Genomic DNA, 19,691 nt, shown 5'->3' on the forward strand with positions numbered 1-19,691 from the left:
GCTACCGGACCTCAAGCTGTCACCTGAAGGCTTCTGCAACATGCACGACTACGTCACCTGGCTTCGCGACTCCTCGCCCTACATCAACTCGCACCGTGAACGCACCTTCGTGGTCATGCTGCCGGGCGATGGGCTGGAACACCCCAATTTCGGCAACATCGTTCACGACCTGGTACTGCTGCACAGCCTCGGCGTGCGCCTGGTGCTGGTGTTCGGATCGCGCCCGCAGATCGAGGCGCGGCTGGCGGCGCGCGGCATCGAACCGCGCGTTCACCGCGGACTGCGCGTCACCGACTCCGCCGCGCTGGAGTGTGTGATCGATGCCGTCGGGCATATGCGCATCGCCCTTGAGGCGCGGTTGTCGATGGACATGGCCGCCTCGCCGATGCAGGGCGCTCGGCTGCGCGTGGCCAGCGGCAACTTCGTCACCGCGCGGCCGATCGGCGTGGTTGAGGGGGTCGATTATCAGCACACCGGCGAAGTTCGGCGGGTCGACCGCAAGGGCATCGGCCGGCTGCTGGACGAGCGCACCATCGTGCTGCTTTCACCGCTGGGTTATTCGCCCACCGGGGAAATCTTCAACCTGGCCTGCGAAGACGTAGCCACCCGCGCGGCCATCGATCTGCAGGCCGACAAGCTGGTGCTCTACGGCGCCGAACGCGGTCTGCTGGACGAAGCCGGCAATTTGGTGCGCGAACTGCGCCCGCCGCAGATTCCGGCCCATGTCGAGCGCCTGGGCAGCGATTACCAGGCCGAGCTGCTGGACGCCGCCGCTCAGGCCTGCCGTGGCGGCGTGCGGCGTAGCCACCTGGTCAGCTATGCCGACGACGGCGCGCTGCTCAACGAACTCTTCACCCGCGACGGCGGCGGCACCCTGGTGGCGCAGGAACAGTTCGAGCAATTGCGCGAGGCGACCATCGAGGACGTGGGCGGCCTGATCGATCTGATCACGCCTCTGGAGGAGCAGGGTATCCTGGTGCGCCGCTCGCGCGAGGTGCTGGAGCGCGAGGTGGAGCAGTTCAGCATCGTCGAGCGCGACGGGCTGATCATCGCCTGCGCCGCGCTCTATCCCATCCCCGATTCGGACTGGGGCGAACTGGCCTGCCTGGCGGTCAATCCCGAATATCGCCATGGCGGCCGTGGCGACGAGCTGCTCGAACGCATCGAGGCGCGCGCCCGCCAGCTGGGCCTGAAAACCCTGTTCGTGCTCACCACCCGCACCGCCCACTGGTTCCGAGAGCGCGGCTTCCAGCCCAGTGGGGTCGAGCGCCTGCCGGCGGCACGAGCGTCGCTGTACAACTTCCAGCGCCAGTCGAAGGTGTTCGAAAAGGCCTTGTAACCGCTGCTAGGCAATCGCCTGGTGTAGGGTGGATCACGCGTTATCGATCCACCAAGCGGAGTCTCGGTGGATGTAAAAAGCGACATCCACCCTACATGGCCTTTAAGCCATCAAACTCCGCTGATACTCCTCGACGAAGCTGTCGAAATCCTGCGTGTCGGCCGCTTCCATGGTGGTTTGCTGGGCCAGGGAGGCTTGGCTGGCGGTATCGAAGCAGGCTGTTTCGGCGGCCGTCAGCGGCTGTTGGCGGAAGTGCTCGGCATGCAACCGGCTCTGGCGCAGGGCGAACTGGCTGAAGCTCTCGCCGCTGCGTTTGAGCGCGTCGAGCAGCCGCGCCGAGGGGGTCAGGCTGCTGTCGGCGACCTTGGCCTGTTGCGCAGCCAGTGCCTGGGCATGCTGGTCGCCACCCTGGGCCTGGTCCAGCAGCGCCGCCACCTGGCCGATCCGTGCGAGCAGTTCCCCGGCCCAGCTCTGCAAGGCCACCGGCTCGCCGCAGCGTTGTAGCTCAAGGCCCGGCTTGCGGCCTTCGGTGACCACCTTGAGGAAGTTGGCCTGGCTGGCGCCGCACTCGCCCTGCACCAGGCAGGGGCTGTCTTCCAGCGCACAGAACAGCAGGAAGGCATCGAGGAAGCGCGATTCGTCGAGGTCGATGCCCAGCGGCAGGAAGGGGTTGATGTCCAGGCAGCGCACTTCGATGTACTGGATGCCGCGTGCACGCAGCGCCTGCAGCGGCCGCTCGCCGCTTTCGGTGACGCGCTTGGGACGGATGTTGGAGTAGTACTCGTTCTCGATCTGCAGCACGTTGGTATTGAGCTGCAGCCAGTTGCCCTCGGCGTCCTTGGTGCCCATCGCGGCATAGGCCGGATAGGGGGTCGAGACCGCCTTGTGCAGGCTGTCGGTGTAGCTGGACAGGTCGTCGTAGCAGGGCGTCAGGCCGGCCTGGGCGTTGCTCTGGTAGCCCAGGTCGCTCATGCGCAGGCTGGTGGCCCAGGGCAGGTAGAGGGTGTTTTCGTCGAGTCGTTCGAGCTGGTGCGGGCGGCCGCGCATGAAGCTGGAATCCAGCGCCGGAGAGGCGCCGAACAGGTACATCAGCAGCCAGCTATAGCGGCGGAAGTTGCGAATCAGCGCGATGTAGCGCGAGGACTGGTAGTCCTGGCGTTTGCGCTGGTCGCCCTCGTCAGCCTGCAGCAGCGACCACAGCGTCTCGGGCAGCGAGAAGTTGTAGTGGATGCCGGCGATGCACTGCATGGTCTTGCCGTAGCGCAGCGCCAGGCCCTGGCGGTAGACGTGCTTGAGCCGGCCGATGTTGGAACTGCCGTACTCGGCAATGGGAATCTGCGCCTCTTCCGGCAAATGGCCCGGCATAGAGGGGCTCCACAGCCATTCGTCGGCGAGCTTGCCGTAGGTGTAGCGGTGGATGGCGTCCAGCTCGGCCAGGGTCTGCTGCGGGTCGGTCGCGGTGCCGGTGATGAACTCCAGCAGCGCCTCGGAGTAATCGGTGGTGATCTTCGGGTGTGTCAGCGCCGAGCCCAGCGCACGAGGGTGCGGCGTCATGGCCAGTTCGCCTCGATCATCGATGCGCAGGCATTCGCGCTCGATCCCATGCAGGCATTGCGAGAGCAGCGGAAGGTTCGGGGGCTCGGCCAGCAATGCCAGGCGATGGGAGAGGAGGTCGCTCAACTTGTGGGTTCCTTCACGCGAAAGTGGGGCCAATATGGGGTGGCGAGCGGCAAGCTTCAAGCTACAAAAGCGGCTTTCCGGGCGTCGGGTTCCTGCCGTACCCCTCTCCCTTGGCGAGAGAGGGGTAGAGGCGAGGGTGAAAAGCGCGATGCTTTCCTCTCTGGCCTTCCGCCGCCACCTACAGACAGGCGAAGGTCGATTGTGCCTTGGCGATCAGCTTCTCGCCTTGATGAACCTCGGCTTCGAGGACCTGGGTGCGGCGGCCGGCATGCACCACCCAGGCACGGCAGGTCAGCTCGCCTTCGGTCACCGGGCGGATGTAGTTGAGCTTGCATTCCAGGGTCACGCTGTTCGGCACGCCGTCGTTGAGGCTGTGGCTGGCCTGGCCCATGGCGGTGTCGATCAGCGAGAACAGCGCACCGCCGTGCAGCTTGCCGTGCAGGTTGCGCAGGCCGTCGTGCATGCTCAGTCCGAGTATGGCCTCGCCGTTCCCGACCTTGTGGATCTCCAGGCCGAGCAGGCGGCCGAAGGCGCTGGAATTGCCCACCGCCTCGACTTGAATGCTCATCTTATTTCCTCAACTGCTTGGCGTTGGCGAACAGCGCCGCCATGGCGTTGTTGGCCGGTGCCGGCTTGTCCTGCGGCGCATGGCGCTCGCTGCGCGGTGCGTTGCCGCGCGGCTTGCCGCCACGGGGGCCTTCGGTCTTCTCGCCGGGGGTGTCGCTCATGCGCATGGACAGGCCGACGCGGTTGCGCGGGATGTCCACCTCCATGACCTTGACCTTGACGATGTCACCGGCTTTGACCACTTCGTAGGGGTCTTTGACGAACTTTTCCGACAGCGCGCTGATGTGCACCAGGCCATCCTGATGCACGCCGATGTCGACGAAGGCGCCGAAGTTGGTCACGTTGGTCACCACGCCTTCGAGCACCATGCCGGGTTCGAGGTCGCTGAGCTTCTCCACGCCCTCCTGGAACTCGGCGGTCTTGAACTCGGGGCGCGGGTCACGGCCGGGCTTGTCCAGCTCGCCGAGGATGTCGGTGACGGTGGGCAGGCCGAAGGTCTCGTCGGTGAATTTCTGCGGGTCGAGGCGCTTGAGGAAGGCCGAGTCGCCGATCAGCGAACGGATGTCGCGGCCGGTATCGGCGGCGATACGGGTGACCAGCGGATAGGTTTCCGGGTGCACCGCGGAGGCGTCCAGCGGGTTGTCGCCGTTCATCACGCGGAGGAAGCCGGCGGCCTGCTCGAAGGTTTTCTCGCCCAAGCGCGGGACCTTCTTCAGCTGTGCGCGGGAGACGAATGCGCCGTTGGCGTCGCGGTACTGCACGATGTTGTTGGCCAGCGTCGCGTTGAGCCCGGAGATGCGCGCCAGCAGCGCGGCGGAAGCGGTGTTGACGTCGACGCCCACGGCGTTCACGCAGTCCTCGACCACCGCGTCCAGCGAGCGCGCCAGCTTCAGCTGTGACACGTCGTGCTGGTACTGGCCGACGCCGATGGCCTTGGGCTCGATCTTCACCAGCTCGGCCAGCGGGTCCTGCAGGCGGCGGGCAATGGATACGGCGCCGCGCAGCGACACGTCCAGATCGGGGAATTCCTTGGCGGCCAGTTCCGAGGCCGAATACACCGAGGCGCCGGCCTCGCTGACCATGATCTTGGTGAGCTTCAGCCCCGGCACCTTCTTGATCAGCTCGCCTGCCAGCTTGTCGGTCTCGCGGCTGGCGGTGCCGTTGCCGATGGCGATAAGGTCCACCCCATGCTTGGCACAGAGCTTGGCCAGGATCGCCAGGGTGCCGTCCCAGTCGTTGCGCGGCGCGTGCGGGTAGACGGTGGCGGTGTCGAGCAGCTTGCCGGTGGCATCGACCACCGCCACCTTGCAGCCGGTGCGCAGGCCCGGATCCAGCGCCAGGGTCGCGCGCGGCCCGGCCGGGGCGGCCAGTAACAGGTCATGCAGGTTGCGCGCGAAGACGCCGATGGCATCGTCCTCGGCCTTGTCGCGCAGCTCGCCCAGCAGGTCGGTTTCCAGGTGGGTGTAGAGCTTGACCTTCCAGGTCCAGCGCACTACTTCGCCCAGCCACTTGTCGGCGGCGCGACCGCGATTGTCGATGCCGAAGCGCTCGCCGATCATCGTCTCACCCGGGTGCATGCTGCCCGGCGCCTCGTCACCGACCTTGAGCGCGATACTCAGAATGCCCTCGTTGCGGCCGCGGAAGATTGCCAAGGCGCGGTGCGATGGGGTGTTCTTGAGAATCTCGTCGTGCTCGAAATAATCGCTGAACTTGGCGCCTTCGGCCTCCTTGCCCGGCACCACGCGGGCGCTCAGGGTGGCGTTGTGCTTGAGGAAGTCGCGCAGCTTGGCCAGCAGATCGGCGTCCTCGGCGAAGCGCTCCATGAGGATGTACTTGGCACCTTCGAGCACGGCCTTGGTGTCGGCGAATCCCTTCTCGGCATCGATGAAGCGCTCGGCTTCGGTTTCGGGCGTCAGGCTCGGATCGGCGAACAGCGCGTCGGCCAGCTCGCCGAGGCCGGCTTCCAGGGCGATCTGGCCCTTGGTACGGCGCTTCTGCTTGTAGGGCAGGTAGAGGTCTTCCAGGCGGGTCTTGGTGTCGGCCAGGTTGATCTCGCGGGCGAGCTCGGGGGTGAGTTTGCCCTGCTCCTCGATGCTGGCGAGGATCGAGGCGCGGCGTTCGTCCAGCTCGCGCAGGTAGCGCAGGCGCTCCTCCAGATTGCGCAGCTGGGTATCGTCGAGGCTGCCGGTGACTTCCTTGCGGTAACGGGCGATGAAGGGCACGGTGGAGCCTTCGTCGAGCAGCGCCACGGCGGCGGCTACCTGTTGCGGGCGCACGCCCAGCTCGTTGGCGATGCGGGAATTGATGCTGTCCATGAACCTACCTGGGTCAGTCAAACCATGCAGGCCGTGCCTGCGCGAAAGGGCGGGATTATAAAGGCAGCTGGAAGCTTGAGGCCGGAAGCCGGAAGAAAAAGCGGCACGAGGCCGTAGGGCGGAAATTTTTCCGCCGGCAAACATCGTCTGGTAGCCAGGTGCCGGGCGGGTTGAAGCCGACAGCGCGATTCTGCGTATTTCGCAAAATCTGCTAACAATGGCCGTCAGTAGCGCTTATACCTGTAGGCGCATAATGCGCCGTCGATAAATTCGGGAGTTTCCATGAGCAACCCAGCGCCAGCCAGCGAAGGTGAAAAGATTCTGATCGTCGATGACGATGCGCGCCTGCGGCGTCTGCTGGAGCGTTTTCTCGACGAGCAGGGCTATCGCGTGCGTACCGTGGAAAACACCGAGCAGATGAATCGCCTGCTCAGCCGCGAGCTGTTCCATCTGGTGGTGCTCGACCTGATGATGCCCGGCGAGGATGGCCTGTCGGCCTGCGCGCGCCTGCGTGCTGGCGGCAACCAGATCCCTATCATCATGCTCACCGCCAAGGGCGATGAGTCCAGCCGCATCCAGGGGCTGGAGCAGGGGGCCGACGACTACCTGGCCAAGCCCTTCAACCCGCGCGAGTTGCTGGCGCGGATTCGCGCGGTGCTGCGCCGACAGGCGCCACAGGTTCCGGGCGCGCCGGGCAGCGAAGACGAAACGGTGACCTTCGGCGACTACGAGCTGTTCCTGGCCACGCGCGAGCTCAAGAAAGGCGACCAGATACACATGCTCACCACCGGCGAATTCGCCGTGCTCAAGGCGCTGGTGCAGCATGCCCGCGAACCCCTGACCCGCGACAAGCTGATGAACCTGGCCCGTGGCCGCGAATGGGATGCGCTGGAGCGCTCCATCGACGTGCAGATCTCGCGCCTGCGCCGTCTGATCGAGCCCGACCCGTCCAAGCCGCGCTATATCCAGACGGTCTGGGGCGTCGGCTATGTGTTCGTGCCCGATGGCAACAAGGGTTGAAAAGCCGATATAAGGCGCTCCTGTCGGCTTTCGATTTATGAAGACTCCGCTCTGGTTCCCGCAAAGCTTCTTCGCCCGCACCCTGTGGATGGTGCTGATCGTCGTGCTGTTCTCCAAGGTACTGATGCTGCTGTACCTGATGATGAACGAGGACGTCATGGTCGATCGCCAGTACAGCCATGGTGCGGCCTTGACGCTGCGGGCCTACTGGGCCGCCGATGAGGCCAATCGCGAACGCATCGGTGCGGCGGCGGATATTCAGCGGGTGGCTGGCGCGCAGGTGCCGCCGAGCGAATACCACTGGCCCTACACGGAAATCTTCCAGCGGCAGATGCAGGCCGAGCTCGGCCCGGACACCGAGGTACGGGTACGCATCCAGCCGGATACCGCGCTCTGGGTGCGCGCGCCGAGCCTGGGCCCGGACTGGCTGCGGGTGCCGCTCTACGCCTACCCGCTGCGTGGGCAGCGGATCTGGAGCGTGCTCGGCTGGTTCCTCGGTATCGGCCTGCTCTCCACCGCCGCGGCGTGGATCTTCGTCGGCCAGCTGAACCTGCCGCTCAAGCGCCTGGTCTACGCCGCGCGCCAGCTCGGCAAGGGCCGGCGGGTGCGCCTGCCGATCAGCGATACGCCGAGCGAGATGACCGAGGTCTACCGGGCCTTCAACCAGATGGCCGAGGACGTCGAACAGGCCGGGCGCGAGCGCGAGCTGATGCTCGCGGGCGTGTCCCATGACCTGCGCACGCCGCTGACGCGGCTGCGCTTGTCGCTGGAGCTGATGGCCAGCGACGATGAGCTGACCGACGACATGATCCGCGATGTCGAGGACATGGACGCCATCCTCGATCAGTTCCTCGCCTTCGTCCGCGACGGCAGCGACGAACCGGTCGAGAAGATCGATCTCGGCGAGCTGGTGCGCGAGGTGGTAGCGCCCTACAACCAGTACGAGAACACTGTGCGTCTGCGCGTCGAACCGATGCCGGTGCTGGCGCTGCGGCGGGTCTCGATCAAGCGCCTGCTGGTCAACCTGATCGAGAACGCGCAGCGCTACGGCGGTGATGGTGTCGAGGTAGTGGCGCGCATGTCCGGCGACCACAACGCGCCTTATGTGGTGCTCAGCGTGCTCGACCGCGGCGCCGGAATCGATCCGGACGAGCTCAACGAGATCTTCAACCCCTTCATTCGCGGCGACCGCGCACGCGGCGGCCAGGGCACGGGCCTCGGCCTGGCCATCGTCAAGCGCATCGCCTCGCAGCATGGCGGCATCATCGAGCTGCGCAACCGCGAAGGCGGCGGCTTGGAAGCGCGGGTCAGCCTGCCGCTGGGGCTGCTGTTGCCGAGGGATGCGATAAAGACGTAAGAGCCGACGAAAGCGCTCGAGGCTGGAACGCTGGACGACAAGGCTTGAAAGGCATTGCCCTGGGCCAATCCAGTCTTGCTTAGCCCTTGCCCTTGGTCCGCGTCAGATGCGGGCCGGCATTCTTTTCCAGGTACTGGATGATCAGCCCGGCGACGTCCTTGCCGGTGGTTTCCTCGATGCCGGCCAGGCCCGGCGAGGAGTTCACCTCCATCACCAGCGGCCCGTGGTTGGAGCGCAGGATGTCCACGCCGGCCACGGAAAGGCCCATGACCTTGGCCGCGCGGATGGCGGTCATGCGCTCTTCCGGGGTGATCTTGATCAGGCTGGCGCTGCCGCCGCGGTGCAGGTTGGAGCGGAACTCGCCGGGCTTGGCCTGGCGCTTCATCGCCGCGATCACCTTGTCGCCGACGACGAAGCAGCGGATGTCGGCTCCGCCGGCTTCCTTGATGTATTCCTGCACCATGATGTCCTGCTTAAGGCTCATGAAGGCCTCGATCACCGATTCGGCGGCCTTCTCGGTTTCGCACAGCACCACGCCGATGCCCTGGGTACCCTCCAGCACCTTGATCACCAGCGGCGCGCCGCCGACCATCTGGATCAGGTCGGCGATGTCGTCGGGGGAGTGGGCGAAGCCGGTCACCGGCAGGCCGATGCCGCGCCGCGACAGCAATTGCAGCGAGCGCAGCTTGTCCCGCGAGCGGGCGATGGCCACCGACTCGTTGAGCGGGAACACGCCCATCATCTCGAACTGGCGCAGCACCGCGCAGCCATAGAAGGTGACGGAGGCGCCGATGCGCGGGATCACCGCGTCGAAGCCTTCCAGCGGACGGCCGCGATAATGGATCTGCGGTTTGTGGCTGGCGATGTTCATGTAGGCGCGCAGGGTGTCGATCACCACCATTTCATGGCCGCGCTGCTGGCCGGCCTCCACCAGGCGGCGGGTCGAATACAGGCGTGGGTTGCGCGACAGCACGGCGATTTTCATTGGGCACCGGAAGAAGTGAGGGTCTGAGGTTTGTGCTGCACGTAGGTGCGCGAAGGGTCGATCAGCCAGTGGCCGTCCATCAGGGCCTTGGAGCCCAGCAGCAGGCGATAGCGCATGGTCTTGCGGCAGGTCAGGGTGAATTCCACCGGCCACAGGTGGTCGCCCAGGGCCAGCAGCGTGCGTACCACGTAGCGGGTCTGGGTATGGCCGTTGGAGCTCTTGATCAGCTTGCGGGTCACCAGCGGCGCTTCGCAGCGATGACGACGCTGTACCAGCGTGCCCAGATGGGCGGTGAAACGCACCCAGCGCTCGCCGTCACGCTCGAATTCACTGATCTCGGTGGCATGCAGCGCCGAGGTGCTGGCGCCCGTATCGATCTTCGCGCGCAGGCCGACCACGCCAAGCTCGGGCAGGGCGATCCATTCGCGCAAACCGATGACGGTATGGGGGTCGAGACGCTTCAAGGGGTCGTATCCAATCGATTTCGGCGCATTCTAGATGTCGCGCATGACAAGCGCATCCACCTGTAAGACGCTATGGCAAAGAGATAGACAGACACAGCCAGGCAGAGTTGAACGATGAGCGAAAAAGACGACGGCAAGGTCCGTCTGGACAAGTGGTTGTGGGCGGCGCGTTTCTTCAAGACGCGGGCGCTGGCCAAGGCCGCCATCGAGGGCGGCAAGGTGCATTGCAAGGGTGAGCGCTGCAAGCCGAGCAAGGAACCCAAGGTCGGTGAGGAGCTGGTGATTCGTGCCGGCTTCGATGAGCGCACGGTGGTGATTCGCGCGCTGTCGGCCGTACGCCGAGGCGCCCCCGAAGCCCAGCAGCTGTACGAGGAGACCGCCGAAAGCCAGGCGCGCCGTGAAAAGGCCGCCGCCATGCGCAAGGCCGGCGCCCTGGGCGTGGAGACCGATGGCCGGCCGAGCAAGAAGCAGCGGCGCGATCTGCAGCGCTTCCGCTCGGACGCACAATGAGCCGCGCCGGTTGGACGGTCGCCACTTTCAACCTAGAATGCGGTCCCTTCTTGCAGGTGCCCTGCACCGGAGCCGCGATCTCGCAGGAGGTCGCTCGGTATCCGTGGCGCCGGCCCTGACCCATACTCTGCCTTCTGGTATGCCCATGCTCGATTCCGATTACACCCAGCGTTTCCTTTTCGATGACACCGACGTGCGTGGCGAGTGGGTCGGGCTCGAGCGCAGCTACGTCGAGGTGCTGGCCAAGCATCCTTATCCCGAGCCGGTCGCGCAGCTGCTCGGCGAATTGCTAGCCGCCGCGGCGTTGCTGGTCGGTACACTGAAGTTCGATGGCTTGCTGGTGCTGCAGGCGCGTTCGGCGGGCGCGGTGCCGCTGCTGATGGTCGAATGCTCCAGCGAGCGCGAAGTACGCGGCATCGCCCGTTATCACGAGGAACAGCTGACGCCCGGCGCCACGCTGGCCGAGCTGATGCCCGAGGGCGTGCTGGCGATGACCATCGACCCTGCCAATGGCCAGCGCTACCAGGGCATCGTGGCGCTGGATGGCATCGACCTGGCAGACAGCCTGTCCAACTACTTCGCTTCGTCCGAGCAGCTGCCGACGCGCTTCTGGTTGAACGCCGATGGCCGTCGCGCCTGTGGCCTGTTGCTGCAGCAACTGCCGGCCAACCGCATCCGCGACGGCGAAGCGCGCGAGGCCAGCTGGCAGCACCTGCGCACCCTGGCCGATACGCTGACCGCCGAAGAATTGCTCGGCCTGAATACCGAAACCCTGCTGCACCGCCTCTATCACGAGGAGCAGGTCCGGCTGTTCGATCCCCGGCCGATCCGTTTCCATTGCAGCTGCTCGCGCGAACGTTCGGCCAAGGCGCTGATCAGCCTGGGCCAGCACGATGCCGAGCAGCTGCTCGGCGAGCAGGGCGGCAGCGTCACCATCGACTGCCAGTTCTGCAACCAGAAGTACCGGTTCGATGCCGCCGACGTCACCCAGTTGTTCGCCGGCGCCGGTATCGAAGGGCCTTCCGGCACGCGCCACTGATCGGTCGCGCGATGGTCGATGGCCCCTGCCATCGGCCAGGAATGCGCCACGTGAACCTTTTCGCCATCACGGGCTCATACCCAGCGCGGCGCCTTTTCTGGCATAATCGCGCGCACTTTTTTCAGATGTAGCTCGCCAGCAGGCGCGCTACAACAGCATGGAGGAATCGGCCCAGGGCCGACGGGGAACTCATGACGCAAGCCACTAACGCCGTGTACACCGACATCAGCGCTGCCCTGCTGGTTGAACAAGCCATCAAACGCGGCGAAGGCGAACTGGCCGCCAACGGCGCGTTCGTCGTCAGGACTGGGCATCGTACCGGCCGTTCTCCCGTCGATCGCTTCATCGTCGAAGAGCCGGGCAGCCAGGGCAACATCGCCTGGGGTCCGATCAACCGTCCGTTCCCCGCCGACAAGTTCGATGCCCTCTGGGACCGCGTCGAAACCTTCAATCAGGCCCAGGATCACTTCGTTTCCCACGTTCATGTAGGCTCCTCCGAAGCCCACTACCTGCCGGTGAAGATGACCACCGCCACGGCTTGGCAGAACCTCTTCGGCCGCCAGCTGTTCATCAATCCCGAGCAGTACAACCCGGCTGGCCGGGACGAGTGGCAGGTGCTCAACGTCGCCAATTTCGAGTGCTCCCCTGAACGTGACGGCACCAACTCCGACGGCTGCGTGATCATCAACTTCGCTCAGAAGAAGGTCCTGATCGCCGGCATGCGCTATGCCGGTGAAATGAAGAAGGCCATGTTCTCGGTACAGAACTACCTGCTGCCCGAAGCCGACGTTTTGCCGATGCACTGCGCCGCCAACATCGGCGAAGAAGGCGACGTGACGCTGTTCTTCGGCCTGTCCGGCACCGGCAAGACCACCCTCTCGGCCGACGAGTCGCGCTACCTGATCGGCGATGACGAACACGGCTGGGGCACCGGCGTGGTGTTCAACATCGAAGGCGGCTGCTACGCCAAGTGCATCGACCTGTCGGAGAAGAACGAGCCGGTCATCTGGAAGGCCATCAAGTTCGGCAGCGTGCTGGAAAACGTCGTGCTCGACGAAAACCAGGTGCCGGACTACGCCGACGCCAGCCTGACCCAGAACAGCCGCGCGGCCTATCCGCTGGAGCACGTCGAGAAGCGTTCCGAGAAGAACCTCGGCGGCGAGCCGAACGCGGTGATCTTCCTCACCTGTGACCTGACCGGCGTACTGCCTCCGGTCTCGATCCTCAACAACGAGCAGGCGGCCTACCACTTCCTGTCGGGCTACACCGCGCTGGTCGGTTCCACCGAGATGGGTTCGGGCAGCGGCATCAAGTCGACCTTCTCCACCTGCTTCGGCGCACCTTTCTTCCCGCGTCCGGCCGGTGTCTACGCCGAGCTGCTGATCAAGCGCATCCAGGCGTTCGGTTCCAAGGTCTACCTGGTCAACACCGGCTGGACCGGCGGCGGCTACGGCGTTGGCAAGCGTTTCAGCATTCCGACCACCCGTGCGGTGATCGCGGCGATCCAGAATGGTGCGCTGGTCGGTGCCCAGACCGAGCATCTGCCGATCATCAACCTGGACGTGCCGACCGCTGTGCCCGGCGTCGATACCCAGCTGCTCAACCCGCGCAATACCTGGGCCGACCCGAGCGCCTACGACGAGGCGGCCAAGCAACTGGCTGGCAAGTTCATCGAAAACTTCAAGAAGTTCGATGTTTCCGAGACCATCCAGGCCGCCGGTCCGCAACTCTGAGGCTGTAGCCTCATCAGGAAAGCCGCCTTCGGGCGGCTTTTTTGTTTTTCCTCGCCCGGTAGCGCCCTTCGGGGAGACGACATCCAGCGGTGGAAAAGATCGACGGTGTCGATGATTTCCATCAGCAATGGCCCATGGATTCGAACGGTGCACGGGCATAGCATGGCGACCTTTGATTCAACTCGGAGTCCGTTTCATGCATATCGACGAAGCCATCCAGAGCCGCCGCGCGGTAAAGGCCTACGACAGCAGTTTCCAGCTCAGCCGTGAAGAGAAGGACGAATTGCTGCGCCTCGCGCTGCTGGCGCCTTCGGCGTTCAACCTGCAGCACGTGAGGCTGGTGGAAGTGTCCGATCCGGCGTTGCGTGCGCAGATCCGCCAGGTGGGCTGGAACCAGGCGCAGATGACCGACGCCTCGATGCTGGTGGTGGTCTGTGCGCAACTGGACAGCTGGGAGAAGAACGTTCGTCGTGTCTGGGAAGGCACGCCCAGCGAGGTGCAGGACTACATGGCCGGCGCCATCGACACCTACTACCGCGACAAGCCGCAGGTGCAGCGCGACGAAACCATGCGCAGCTGCGGCCTGATGGCGCAGACGCTGATGCTGGCGGCACGCGGCAAGGGCCTGGATTCCTGCCCCATGGACGGCTTCGATTTCGAGGCAGTGGGCAAGTTGATCAACCTGCCGGAGAACCACGTCATTGCCATGATGGTGGCGGTGGGCAAGCGCACCGTCGATCCCAAGCCGCGCGTGGGCAAGCTGCCGTTCGATGAAGTGATCATCCGCGACCGCTTCTGATGTGCTGGGTGAGTCGTTGAAACCAGCGGCTCGAAGCACGAGGGTGGCGCGTCACCAGACCCTAGCTTGCGTCCGGAGTGGAGTTGAACAGGAGTTTGCCCACTCCCGTGTCATGGGGCAGCAGGTAGAGGCTGAAAGCAAAGATCAGCAGCAGGCCGATGGCGTAGCCGGCGCAGGCCACCTGATGTCGGATTCGGCGGCCGTCGGGGCGGGCGGATGGCTTTCGAGGCATGCTGGATGATCCGGTGTTGCCTTTGGTCGATCGGGGCAGGGCAGAGCGCTGCGGCGAAAGCGCGTGAAATTAGCTCCATGCATGGCAGTATGCCAGCACCGAGATGCGATCAATTGCCACGCAGCGTTGCGCAGCCGTTACGCCGGGTACGGCGAGCAGCCGCACGAGTGGCTCGCCTGAGCATGACGCGACCTTGCCGACGCTCGGTCGAAACATCACGAAAAACTGCCTTTCGTCCGCTGCGCGATGAGTGCGGCACCATCATCCATACTCAGTCCTCGCTGTGGCCGTTGCCACCCCAGGAGGACAGCCCCATGTTCCCACGTCGCCAATTCCTGCAGGGCTCGCTTTCGATGGCCGCGCTGGCCGCGCTGGGCCCGTTGCTCCCAGGCATGTCATTCGCCGCCGACAGTCTGATCAGGCGCGCCATTCCTTCCAGCGGCGAGCCCCTACCGGTGATCGGCCTGGGCACCTCACGTACCTTTAACGTCGATCCCGACGGCGCCGAGATGGGCGACCTGCTGGAGGTGCTGCGATTGTTGCTCGCCGGCGATGCCCGGCTGATCGATACCGCGCCCAGCTACGGCAATGCGGAGCGGGTTACCGGCGAGCTGAAGGCGCGCGCCAATGCCGAAGGCAAGCTGTTCCTCGCCACCAAGGTGTCATCGACCGGCAGGGCGGCCGGCGAGCGGCAGATCGAGGACAGCTTCAAGGCCCTGCAAAGCGAGAACATCGACCTGATCCAGGTGCACAACCTGCAGGACACCGCGACCCAGCTGCAGCTGCTGCGCGAGCTGAAAGAGCAGGGACGGGTGCGCTACATCGGCGTCACCCATTACCTCGAATCGGCGCATGACGATCTGCTGGCCGTGCTGCAGAAAGAGCAGGACATCGACTTCGTGCGGTTCAACTACTCGGTGGGCGAGCGCAATGCCGAACGGCGGCTGTTGCCGTATTGCGCCGACAAGGGCATCGCCACGCTGATCAATCGACCCTTTCTGCGCGGCCAGGCGTTTGCCCGGGTGCGGCAGCAGCCGCTACCGGACTGGGCTGCCGAGATCGATGCCACGTCCTGGGCGCAGCTGCTGCTCAAGTTCATCCTCGCCGATCCGGCGGTGACAGCGGTGATACCCGCAACCTCGACGCCGCGCTACATGGCCGACAACTTGCTGGCCGGGCAGGGCCGCCTGCCGGATGCGCGGCAGCGCCAGCTGATCGTCGACGCCTTCGGTTGAGCCGGTGCCGTGGGCGAGCATCGCTTGCGCCTGGCCGCGCTGATCAACGCCCGTCCCGCCGAGTTGCGTGCGGCATTGGCCGGCTTCGGGCTGTTCTTCTGCCTGTTCAGCGGCTACTTCATGCTGCGGCCGATCCGCGAGTCCATGGGCATCCAGGGCGGCGTGGAGAACCTGCAGTGGCTGTTCAGCGCGACCTTCGTCGCCATGCTGGTGGCGGTACCGCTGTTCGCCTGGCTCAATTCGCGGGTGGCGCGTATCCATTACATCGATTGGGTCTACGGCTTCTTCTGCGCCAACCTGCTGCTGTTCGCCGGGCTGTTCTTCGGCCTGCACGACAGCGTCTGGCTGGCGCGGGTGTTCTATGTGTGGATCTCGGTCTACAACCTGTTCGTGGTGTCGGTGGCCTGGAGCCTGATGGCCGACGTATTCGATGCGCCCCAGGCGCGTCGGCTGTTCGCCTTCATCGCCGCGGGCGCCAGTGTCGGCGGCCTGGTCGGCCCCGCCGCGAGCGCGCTGCTGGTGGGTGCGCTCGGGCAGTTCGGGCTGATGCTGCTGGCGGCGCTGCTGCTGGCCCTGGCGGTGGTGCTCAAGCATTACCTGATGGCCTGGCGGGACGTGGCCGGTGCCGGTCGGCCCGGTGCCGAGCGGGCGGAAAGCCCGCGCCGCCCCGTGGGGGGCAACCCGTTCAGCGGACTGACGCGGGTGCTGGGTTCGAGCTACCTGCTGGGAATCGCCGCCTTCGTGCTGCTGCTGACCACTGCCAGCACCTTTCTCTACTTCGAGCAGGCGCGGCTGGTGGCCGGGCTGTTTCCCGACCGCGCCGAGCAGGTGCGGGTCTTCGGTGCCATCGACTTCGTGGTGCAGGCCGGCGCGCTGTTGTCGCAGCTGTTCATCACCGGCCATATCGCCCAGCGCCTCGGGGTGCGGGTGCTGCTGGCGGCGGTGCCGGGGATGGTGTGTCTGGGTTTCATCGGCCTGGCGCTGGCGCCGACCTTCGCCGTTCTGGCGGCGGTGATGATCGTGCGACGCATCGGCGAGTACGCCTTCGTCCGACCGGGTCGCGAAATGCTCTTCGCGCCGCTGGATGCCGAGAGCAAATACAAGGCGAAGAATTTCATCGACACAGTGGTTTATCGCGGCGGCGATGCGCTCAGCGGCTGGGCCAAGGCGCTGCTGGACATGCTTGGCCAGGGCACGCTGCTGATCGCGCTGGTGGGAGCCGGCTGCGCGGCAGTCTGGGGCGCGCTCGGCTGGTATCTGGGCGGTCGGGCGGATCGGCAGGCGAGCCGGCAGGATGCGCATTAAAGCGCCTGTGCGAAAGCAAATAATGGCAAACTGCCGGCTACCTTTTCGACACGGAGGTTGCCATGCGCGCCGCATCGCTGTTCACGCTCATCACTGCCATTGCCATCAGTGGCTGCAGCATCAAGCAGACCGTTACCCCTGCCACGTTGTCCGCCGAGCTGGCACCGGAAATCTGCATGATTCCGGCGCTGAACTTGCGCGCCGGATTCACCAGCGCCTATCAGGCATCGCTGGTGGAAAAAGGCTTCAGGACCCGTCTGATGGCGCCCGGCAGCAGCCCCGATCGCTGTGCGCTCGCCACCACCTACATCGGGCGCTGGGGCTGGGATCTGGCGTTGTATATGAAACATGCCGATATCCGCGTCTACGAGCAGGGTCGCCAGGTCGGTCAGGCGGAGTACGATGCGCGCTGGGGCGGCGGGCGTCTGGACAAGTTCATCAGCGCCGAGGACAAGATTGCCGAGTTGACGCACCAGCTGTTTCCCAATGGCGCAGCCAGCCTCGGCCGTACCGCACCAGAGATTGCCGGCGGCTCGGCGCCCCTGAGCAAGGCCGCTTACCGGCAGCAGCAACTCGACCGGCTGATGGGTGAGAATCTATCGTACGAAGACTATCAGCGGCGCTATCACGAGCTGATGGCTGAATAGGCCCGTATGGAGGTGATTCGTCCGATCATTCTGAACCTCGGTGCAGGTCGCATCCTCGAACCTTGAGGCGTATCACGAAAGAGGTGAGAGCGAATGCAGGTCCAGGTGAGAAGCAACCATATCGAAGGCAGTGCCGAGCTCCACGAGTGGGTCGGCGCCGCCGTACAGGAGCGGCTCGGGCGTTTCGAGGATTTCCTGATGCGGGTGGAAATCCACGTCGGTGACGAGAACGCGCAGAAGGCCGGTGCCGCCGACAAGCGTTGCCAGATCGAGGCACGGCCCAAGGGCCATCAGCCGCTGTCGGTCACGCACAAGGCCGAGTCGTTGCAGTTGGCGGTCGACGGAGCCGCCGAGAAAATGCACAGCGCCATCGGACACCTGATGGGCAAGCTCGATGCGAAAGTGGTCGCCAGCGGCTACCTGGACGATCCGCTGCTGGAAGAAGAGCCACGGCAGGTTACCGATGCCCTGTTGCAGGAAGAATTCCTCGCCCGGCAGGAGGAACGGGGCAAGGATTAATGGCCTGGGTGGCTAGTTCAATGAGTCAATTTCGGCGCCTGAGGCCCTGATACTGCATTGCTGCTCCACGCCATCAGGTTCCCTGTTGCAGGAGTTCGCGCCGAATATGACCAATGGCGCCCATTGGATTGAGCCCCTTGGGGCAGACCCAGCTGCAATTGCCGATGCTGCGGCAGCGGAACACGCTGAAGGGATCGTCCAGATCCGCCAGGCGCTCGGCCGCTGCCGTATCCCGACTGTCGACGATGAAGCGCCAGGCCTGCAGCAACCCGGCCGGGCCGATATATTTCTCCGGGTTCCACCACCAGGACGGACACTGCGAGGAACAGCAGCCGCAGAGGATGCATTCGTACAGGCCATCGAGCCGGGCACGCTCTGCGGGCGATTGCAGGCGCTCGATGCTCGGTGCTGGCTGATCGTTGATCAGCCAGGGCTTGATACGTTCGTACTGCTTGAAGAACAGGCTCTGGTCCACAACCAGGTCGCGTACCACCGGCATGCCGGGCAGTGGCCGGATGATCAGACGACCCGCGCCATCCAGGGCGTCGTAGACCGCCGTGATGCAGGCCAGGCGGTTCTTGCCGCCGATGTTCATGCCATCCGAGCCACAGACGCCTTCGCGACAGGAGCGGCGGTAGGCCAGCGACGGGTCCGTTTCGCGCAGATATTCCAGCACGTCCAGCACCATGCGCTGGCGGAACTCATCGGGCGCCTGCATCGACTGCATGTAGGGCTTGGCGTCCCGTTCTGCGTTGTAGCGATACAGCTGTACGTCGAGCATCCGTCTGGCCCCCCTTGGGCGGTGGAGAAACGACAGGTTGTTCCTGTCCACTTCGGAGCGATTCAGCTACAGCTTAGATCAGCGAATGGAATGATCACGCTTGGCGACAGGAGGATGCATCGATGCGAGTCGATGGCGGTGGTTGCCGGGCGCGCTGCGCGGGCAAGTAACCCCTGCGCCCCGTGGGTGCAGCCGCTAGCGAGGAATGATGGAGATCTTGCCGTCCTTCTCCAGGATGGCGAACTTGATCTGGTCGATTCGTTCGAGGCCCTGCGAATGCCGCGCCGCCTCGAGGATGTCGCCTTCATCGATACGGGCTTTGCGAATCCGGCGTTCGAGCACCTGGCCATGCTCGACGATGATCATTGGCTCGCCATCGATCAGTTTGGAGAGCCAGCGCGACTTGTTCTTCAGCAGCGACAGGGCGATGTCGAAGACCACCAGCGACACGATCACCACCATCGCGTTGACGATCGAGAAGTCATCGCCGAGCAGCGCCTGCTGCGTGGCCTCGCCGATGATCAGCAGCAGGACGAAATCGAAGGTGGTCAGCTCTGAAAGCGTGCGCCTGCCGGCCAGCCGAAAGACCACCAACACCACCAGATAGATCGCCGCGGCGCGAAGCACGGAGTCCATGGCACGCTCCTAGGGATAAATAAACTGACTAAGCGTCACCGACTGTCCGTTCAGCCGCGCCACGCTTTTCGCCGGGCCCACGCCGTCGGGGCGCAGCGTGAGGTAGGCCGTCGCCCAGCCCTGCGCATCGGGTTGAAACTGCAGCCGCATGCCATTGCCGAACGCTTCGGCGACGAGGGGTTGCGGGTGAATGCTTTCGACGATGAAGCGTTCCAGCAGCGCCCCGTCGATCGCCAGCCAAACCTTGCCGCCGCTACCGGCCTTGGCTTTGATCTGCAACTGGCTGGCCGCGCCGTTTCGCTCGAAGCGTTGGTAGCGGATATCCAGATCGCCACCGGGGGACTGTGCATGGGTCTGACTCAGGGGGCCGGCGCCGAACACGCCCAGCAGGGTGATCACGACGATCAGCGACAGGGCAATCCAGCCGGCACGTTCCAGCTTCCAGAGCTTTTCCTGAAAGCGCATGTCTTCCTGGATGGGGTAATCCCGATCGAGGAGCTCGTCTTCGGATGACATGGCGTCTGCTCC

At 64.9% G+C, this 19,691-nt stretch carries 20 protein-coding genes; 11 read left to right on the forward strand and 9 right to left on the reverse strand.

The annotated features are described in order from the left end of the window. Positions 1–40 precede the first annotated feature (40 nt). The gene (argA, locus tag EA795_RS00720; protein WP_014854533.1) at positions 41–1,339 is read left to right on the forward strand and encodes an amino-acid N-acetyltransferase; all 1,299 of its coding nucleotides are present in this window, start codon (positions 41–43) and stop codon (positions 1,337–1,339) included. A 102-nt stretch (positions 1,340–1,441) separates the two neighbouring features. Here the strand turns inward: argA and gshA are convergent, their stop codons facing one another. From gshA to EA795_RS00735, 3 genes are all read right to left on the reverse strand, one after another. After that, positions 1,442–3,019 (reverse strand): glutamate--cysteine ligase, encoded by a 1,578-nt coding sequence (gene gshA / locus EA795_RS00725; protein ID WP_122075010.1) that lies wholly within the window; start codon positions 3,017–3,019, stop codon positions 1,442–1,444. Positions 3,020–3,197: 178 nt separating this feature from the next. Further along, positions 3,198–3,587, reverse strand: a complete 390-nt coding sequence (locus EA795_RS00730) for a PaaI family thioesterase (protein WP_014854531.1) — start codon at positions 3,585–3,587, stop codon at positions 3,198–3,200. Position 3,588: 1 nt separating this feature from the next. Then, on the reverse strand, positions 3,589–5,901 hold the full coding sequence (locus tag EA795_RS00735) for a Tex family protein (RefSeq protein WP_122075012.1): 2,313 nt from the start codon (positions 5,899–5,901) through the stop codon (positions 3,589–3,591). 282 nt (positions 5,902–6,183) lie between these two features. Here EA795_RS00735 and ompR point away from each other — a divergent pair, with 282 nt between their 5' ends. After that, positions 6,184–6,921 carry an osmolarity response regulator transcription factor OmpR gene (gene ompR, locus EA795_RS00740; protein WP_014854529.1) on the forward strand — a complete coding sequence of 246 codons (738 nt, stop codon included), beginning with the start codon at positions 6,184–6,186 and terminating at the stop codon, positions 6,919–6,921. 37 nt (positions 6,922–6,958) lie between these two features. Beyond that, the gene (locus EA795_RS00745; RefSeq protein ID WP_122075014.1) at positions 6,959–8,278 is read left to right on the forward strand and encodes an ATP-binding protein; all 1,320 of its coding nucleotides are present in this window, start codon (positions 6,959–6,961) and stop codon (positions 8,276–8,278) included. Between the two features lie 79 nt (positions 8,279–8,357). Here EA795_RS00745 and rimK read toward each other — a convergent pair whose 3' ends face one another. Both rimK and rimB read right to left on the reverse strand, forming a co-directional pair. Beyond that, positions 8,358–9,263 carry a 30S ribosomal protein S6--L-glutamate ligase gene (gene rimK / locus EA795_RS00750; protein ID WP_014854527.1) on the reverse strand — a complete coding sequence of 302 codons (906 nt, stop codon included), beginning with the start codon at positions 9,261–9,263 and terminating at the stop codon, positions 8,358–8,360. Beyond that, the gene (gene rimB / locus EA795_RS00755) at positions 9,260–9,727 is read right to left on the reverse strand and encodes a retropepsin-like aspartic endopeptidase RimB (protein WP_014854526.1); all 468 of its coding nucleotides are present in this window, start codon (positions 9,725–9,727) and stop codon (positions 9,260–9,262) included. Before rimB ends, rimK begins: the two co-directional genes overlap by 4 nt. A gap of 114 nt (positions 9,728–9,841) precedes the next feature. Here rimB and hslR point away from each other — a divergent pair, with 114 nt between their 5' ends. From hslR to EA795_RS00775, 4 genes are all read left to right on the forward strand, one after another. Beyond that, the gene (gene hslR / locus EA795_RS00760) at positions 9,842–10,237 is read left to right on the forward strand and encodes a ribosome-associated heat shock protein Hsp15 (RefSeq protein WP_014854525.1); all 396 of its coding nucleotides are present in this window, start codon (positions 9,842–9,844) and stop codon (positions 10,235–10,237) included. 145 nt (positions 10,238–10,382) lie between these two features. Then, positions 10,383–11,276, forward strand: a complete 894-nt coding sequence (hslO, locus tag EA795_RS00765; RefSeq protein WP_122075280.1) for an Hsp33 family molecular chaperone HslO — start codon at positions 10,383–10,385, stop codon at positions 11,274–11,276. Positions 11,277–11,467: 191 nt separating this feature from the next. Then, positions 11,468–13,009 carry a phosphoenolpyruvate carboxykinase gene (locus EA795_RS00770; protein WP_122075016.1) on the forward strand — a complete coding sequence of 514 codons (1,542 nt, stop codon included), beginning with the start codon at positions 11,468–11,470 and terminating at the stop codon, positions 13,007–13,009. A gap of 196 nt (positions 13,010–13,205) precedes the next feature. Next, positions 13,206–13,808, forward strand: a complete 603-nt coding sequence (locus EA795_RS00775) for a nitroreductase family protein (protein WP_014854522.1) — start codon at positions 13,206–13,208, stop codon at positions 13,806–13,808. A 61-nt stretch (positions 13,809–13,869) separates the two neighbouring features. On the opposite strand, the gene EA795_RS21135 is transcribed toward EA795_RS00775, so the two are convergent. After that, positions 13,870–14,040, reverse strand: a complete 171-nt coding sequence (locus EA795_RS21135) for a hypothetical protein (RefSeq protein ID WP_170162200.1) — start codon at positions 14,038–14,040, stop codon at positions 13,870–13,872. A gap of 314 nt (positions 14,041–14,354) precedes the next feature. On the opposite strand from EA795_RS21135, the gene EA795_RS00780 reads away from it, so the two are divergent. From EA795_RS00780 to EA795_RS00795, 4 genes are all read left to right on the forward strand, one after another. Continuing rightward, positions 14,355–15,275, forward strand: a complete 921-nt coding sequence (locus EA795_RS00780; protein WP_122075018.1) for an aldo/keto reductase — start codon at positions 14,355–14,357, stop codon at positions 15,273–15,275. Positions 15,276–15,284: 9 nt separating this feature from the next. Further along, the gene (locus EA795_RS00785; protein WP_122075020.1) at positions 15,285–16,580 is read left to right on the forward strand and encodes an NTP/NDP exchange transporter; all 1,296 of its coding nucleotides are present in this window, start codon (positions 15,285–15,287) and stop codon (positions 16,578–16,580) included. Positions 16,581–16,642: 62 nt separating this feature from the next. After that, a complete protein-coding gene (locus EA795_RS00790; RefSeq protein ID WP_122075022.1) occupies positions 16,643–17,227 on the forward strand; it encodes an Sbal_3080 family lipoprotein in 585 nt (194 codons plus the stop codon). Between the two features lie 93 nt (positions 17,228–17,320). Continuing rightward, complete coding sequence (locus tag EA795_RS00795; protein ID WP_014854519.1) at positions 17,321–17,746, forward strand: HPF/RaiA family ribosome-associated protein; 426 nt, start codon at positions 17,321–17,323, stop codon at positions 17,744–17,746. A 73-nt stretch (positions 17,747–17,819) separates the two neighbouring features. On the opposite strand, the gene EA795_RS00800 is transcribed toward EA795_RS00795, so the two are convergent. From EA795_RS00800 to EA795_RS00810, 3 genes are all read right to left on the reverse strand, one after another. Next, complete coding sequence (locus EA795_RS00800) at positions 17,820–18,527, reverse strand: succinate dehydrogenase iron-sulfur subunit (protein ID WP_122075024.1); 708 nt, start codon at positions 18,525–18,527, stop codon at positions 17,820–17,822. A 195-nt stretch (positions 18,528–18,722) separates the two neighbouring features. Next, the gene (locus EA795_RS00805) at positions 18,723–19,163 is read right to left on the reverse strand and encodes a DUF421 domain-containing protein (protein WP_014854517.1); all 441 of its coding nucleotides are present in this window, start codon (positions 19,161–19,163) and stop codon (positions 18,723–18,725) included. Positions 19,164–19,172: 9 nt separating this feature from the next. Continuing rightward, positions 19,173–19,679, reverse strand: a complete 507-nt coding sequence (locus tag EA795_RS00810; protein WP_122075026.1) for a hypothetical protein — start codon at positions 19,677–19,679, stop codon at positions 19,173–19,175. Positions 19,680–19,691 lie beyond the last annotated feature (12 nt).

Origin of the sequence: Stutzerimonas nitrititolerans (genome assembly GCF_003696285.1) — a bacterium.
GTDB lineage: Bacteria > Pseudomonadota > Gammaproteobacteria > Pseudomonadales > Pseudomonadaceae > Stutzerimonas > Stutzerimonas nitrititolerans.

Excerpts from the sequence above, each read along its gene's own strand:
- argA (WP_014854533.1), top strand. The coding sequence starts at position 41 with ATGCACGACTACGTCACCTGGCTTCGCGACTCCTCGCCCTACATCAAC.
- EA795_RS00730 (WP_014854531.1), bottom strand. The coding sequence starts at position 3,587 with ATGAGCATTCAAGTCGAGGCGGTGGGCAATTCCAGCGCCTTCGGCCGC.
- EA795_RS00735 (WP_122075012.1), bottom strand. The coding sequence starts at position 5,901 with ATGGACAGCATCAATTCCCGCATCGCCAACGAGCTGGGCGTGCGCCCG.
- ompR (WP_014854529.1), top strand. The coding sequence starts at position 6,184 with ATGAGCAACCCAGCGCCAGCCAGCGAAGGTGAAAAGATTCTGATCGTC.
- EA795_RS00745 (WP_122075014.1), top strand. The coding sequence starts at position 6,959 with ATGAAGACTCCGCTCTGGTTCCCGCAAAGCTTCTTCGCCCGCACCCTG.
- rimK (WP_014854527.1), bottom strand. The coding sequence starts at position 9,263 with ATGAAAATCGCCGTGCTGTCGCGCAACCCACGCCTGTATTCGACCCGC.
- hslR (WP_014854525.1), top strand. The coding sequence starts at position 9,842 with ATGAGCGAAAAAGACGACGGCAAGGTCCGTCTGGACAAGTGGTTGTGG.
- hslO (WP_122075280.1), top strand. The coding sequence starts at position 10,383 with ATGCTCGATTCCGATTACACCCAGCGTTTCCTTTTCGATGACACCGAC.
- EA795_RS00770 (WP_122075016.1), top strand. The coding sequence starts at position 11,468 with ATGACGCAAGCCACTAACGCCGTGTACACCGACATCAGCGCTGCCCTG.
- EA795_RS00775 (WP_014854522.1), top strand. The coding sequence starts at position 13,206 with ATGCATATCGACGAAGCCATCCAGAGCCGCCGCGCGGTAAAGGCCTAC.
- EA795_RS21135 (WP_170162200.1), bottom strand. The coding sequence starts at position 14,040 with ATGCCTCGAAAGCCATCCGCCCGCCCCGACGGCCGCCGAATCCGACAT.
- EA795_RS00780 (WP_122075018.1), top strand. The coding sequence starts at position 14,355 with ATGTTCCCACGTCGCCAATTCCTGCAGGGCTCGCTTTCGATGGCCGCG.
- EA795_RS00790 (WP_122075022.1), top strand. The coding sequence starts at position 16,643 with ATGCGCGCCGCATCGCTGTTCACGCTCATCACTGCCATTGCCATCAGT.
- EA795_RS00795 (WP_014854519.1), top strand. The coding sequence starts at position 17,321 with ATGCAGGTCCAGGTGAGAAGCAACCATATCGAAGGCAGTGCCGAGCTC.
- EA795_RS00800 (WP_122075024.1), bottom strand. The coding sequence starts at position 18,527 with ATGCTCGACGTACAGCTGTATCGCTACAACGCAGAACGGGACGCCAAG.
- EA795_RS00805 (WP_014854517.1), bottom strand. The coding sequence starts at position 19,163 with ATGGACTCCGTGCTTCGCGCCGCGGCGATCTATCTGGTGGTGTTGGTG.
- EA795_RS00810 (WP_122075026.1), bottom strand. The coding sequence starts at position 19,679 with ATGTCATCCGAAGACGAGCTCCTCGATCGGGATTACCCCATCCAGGAA.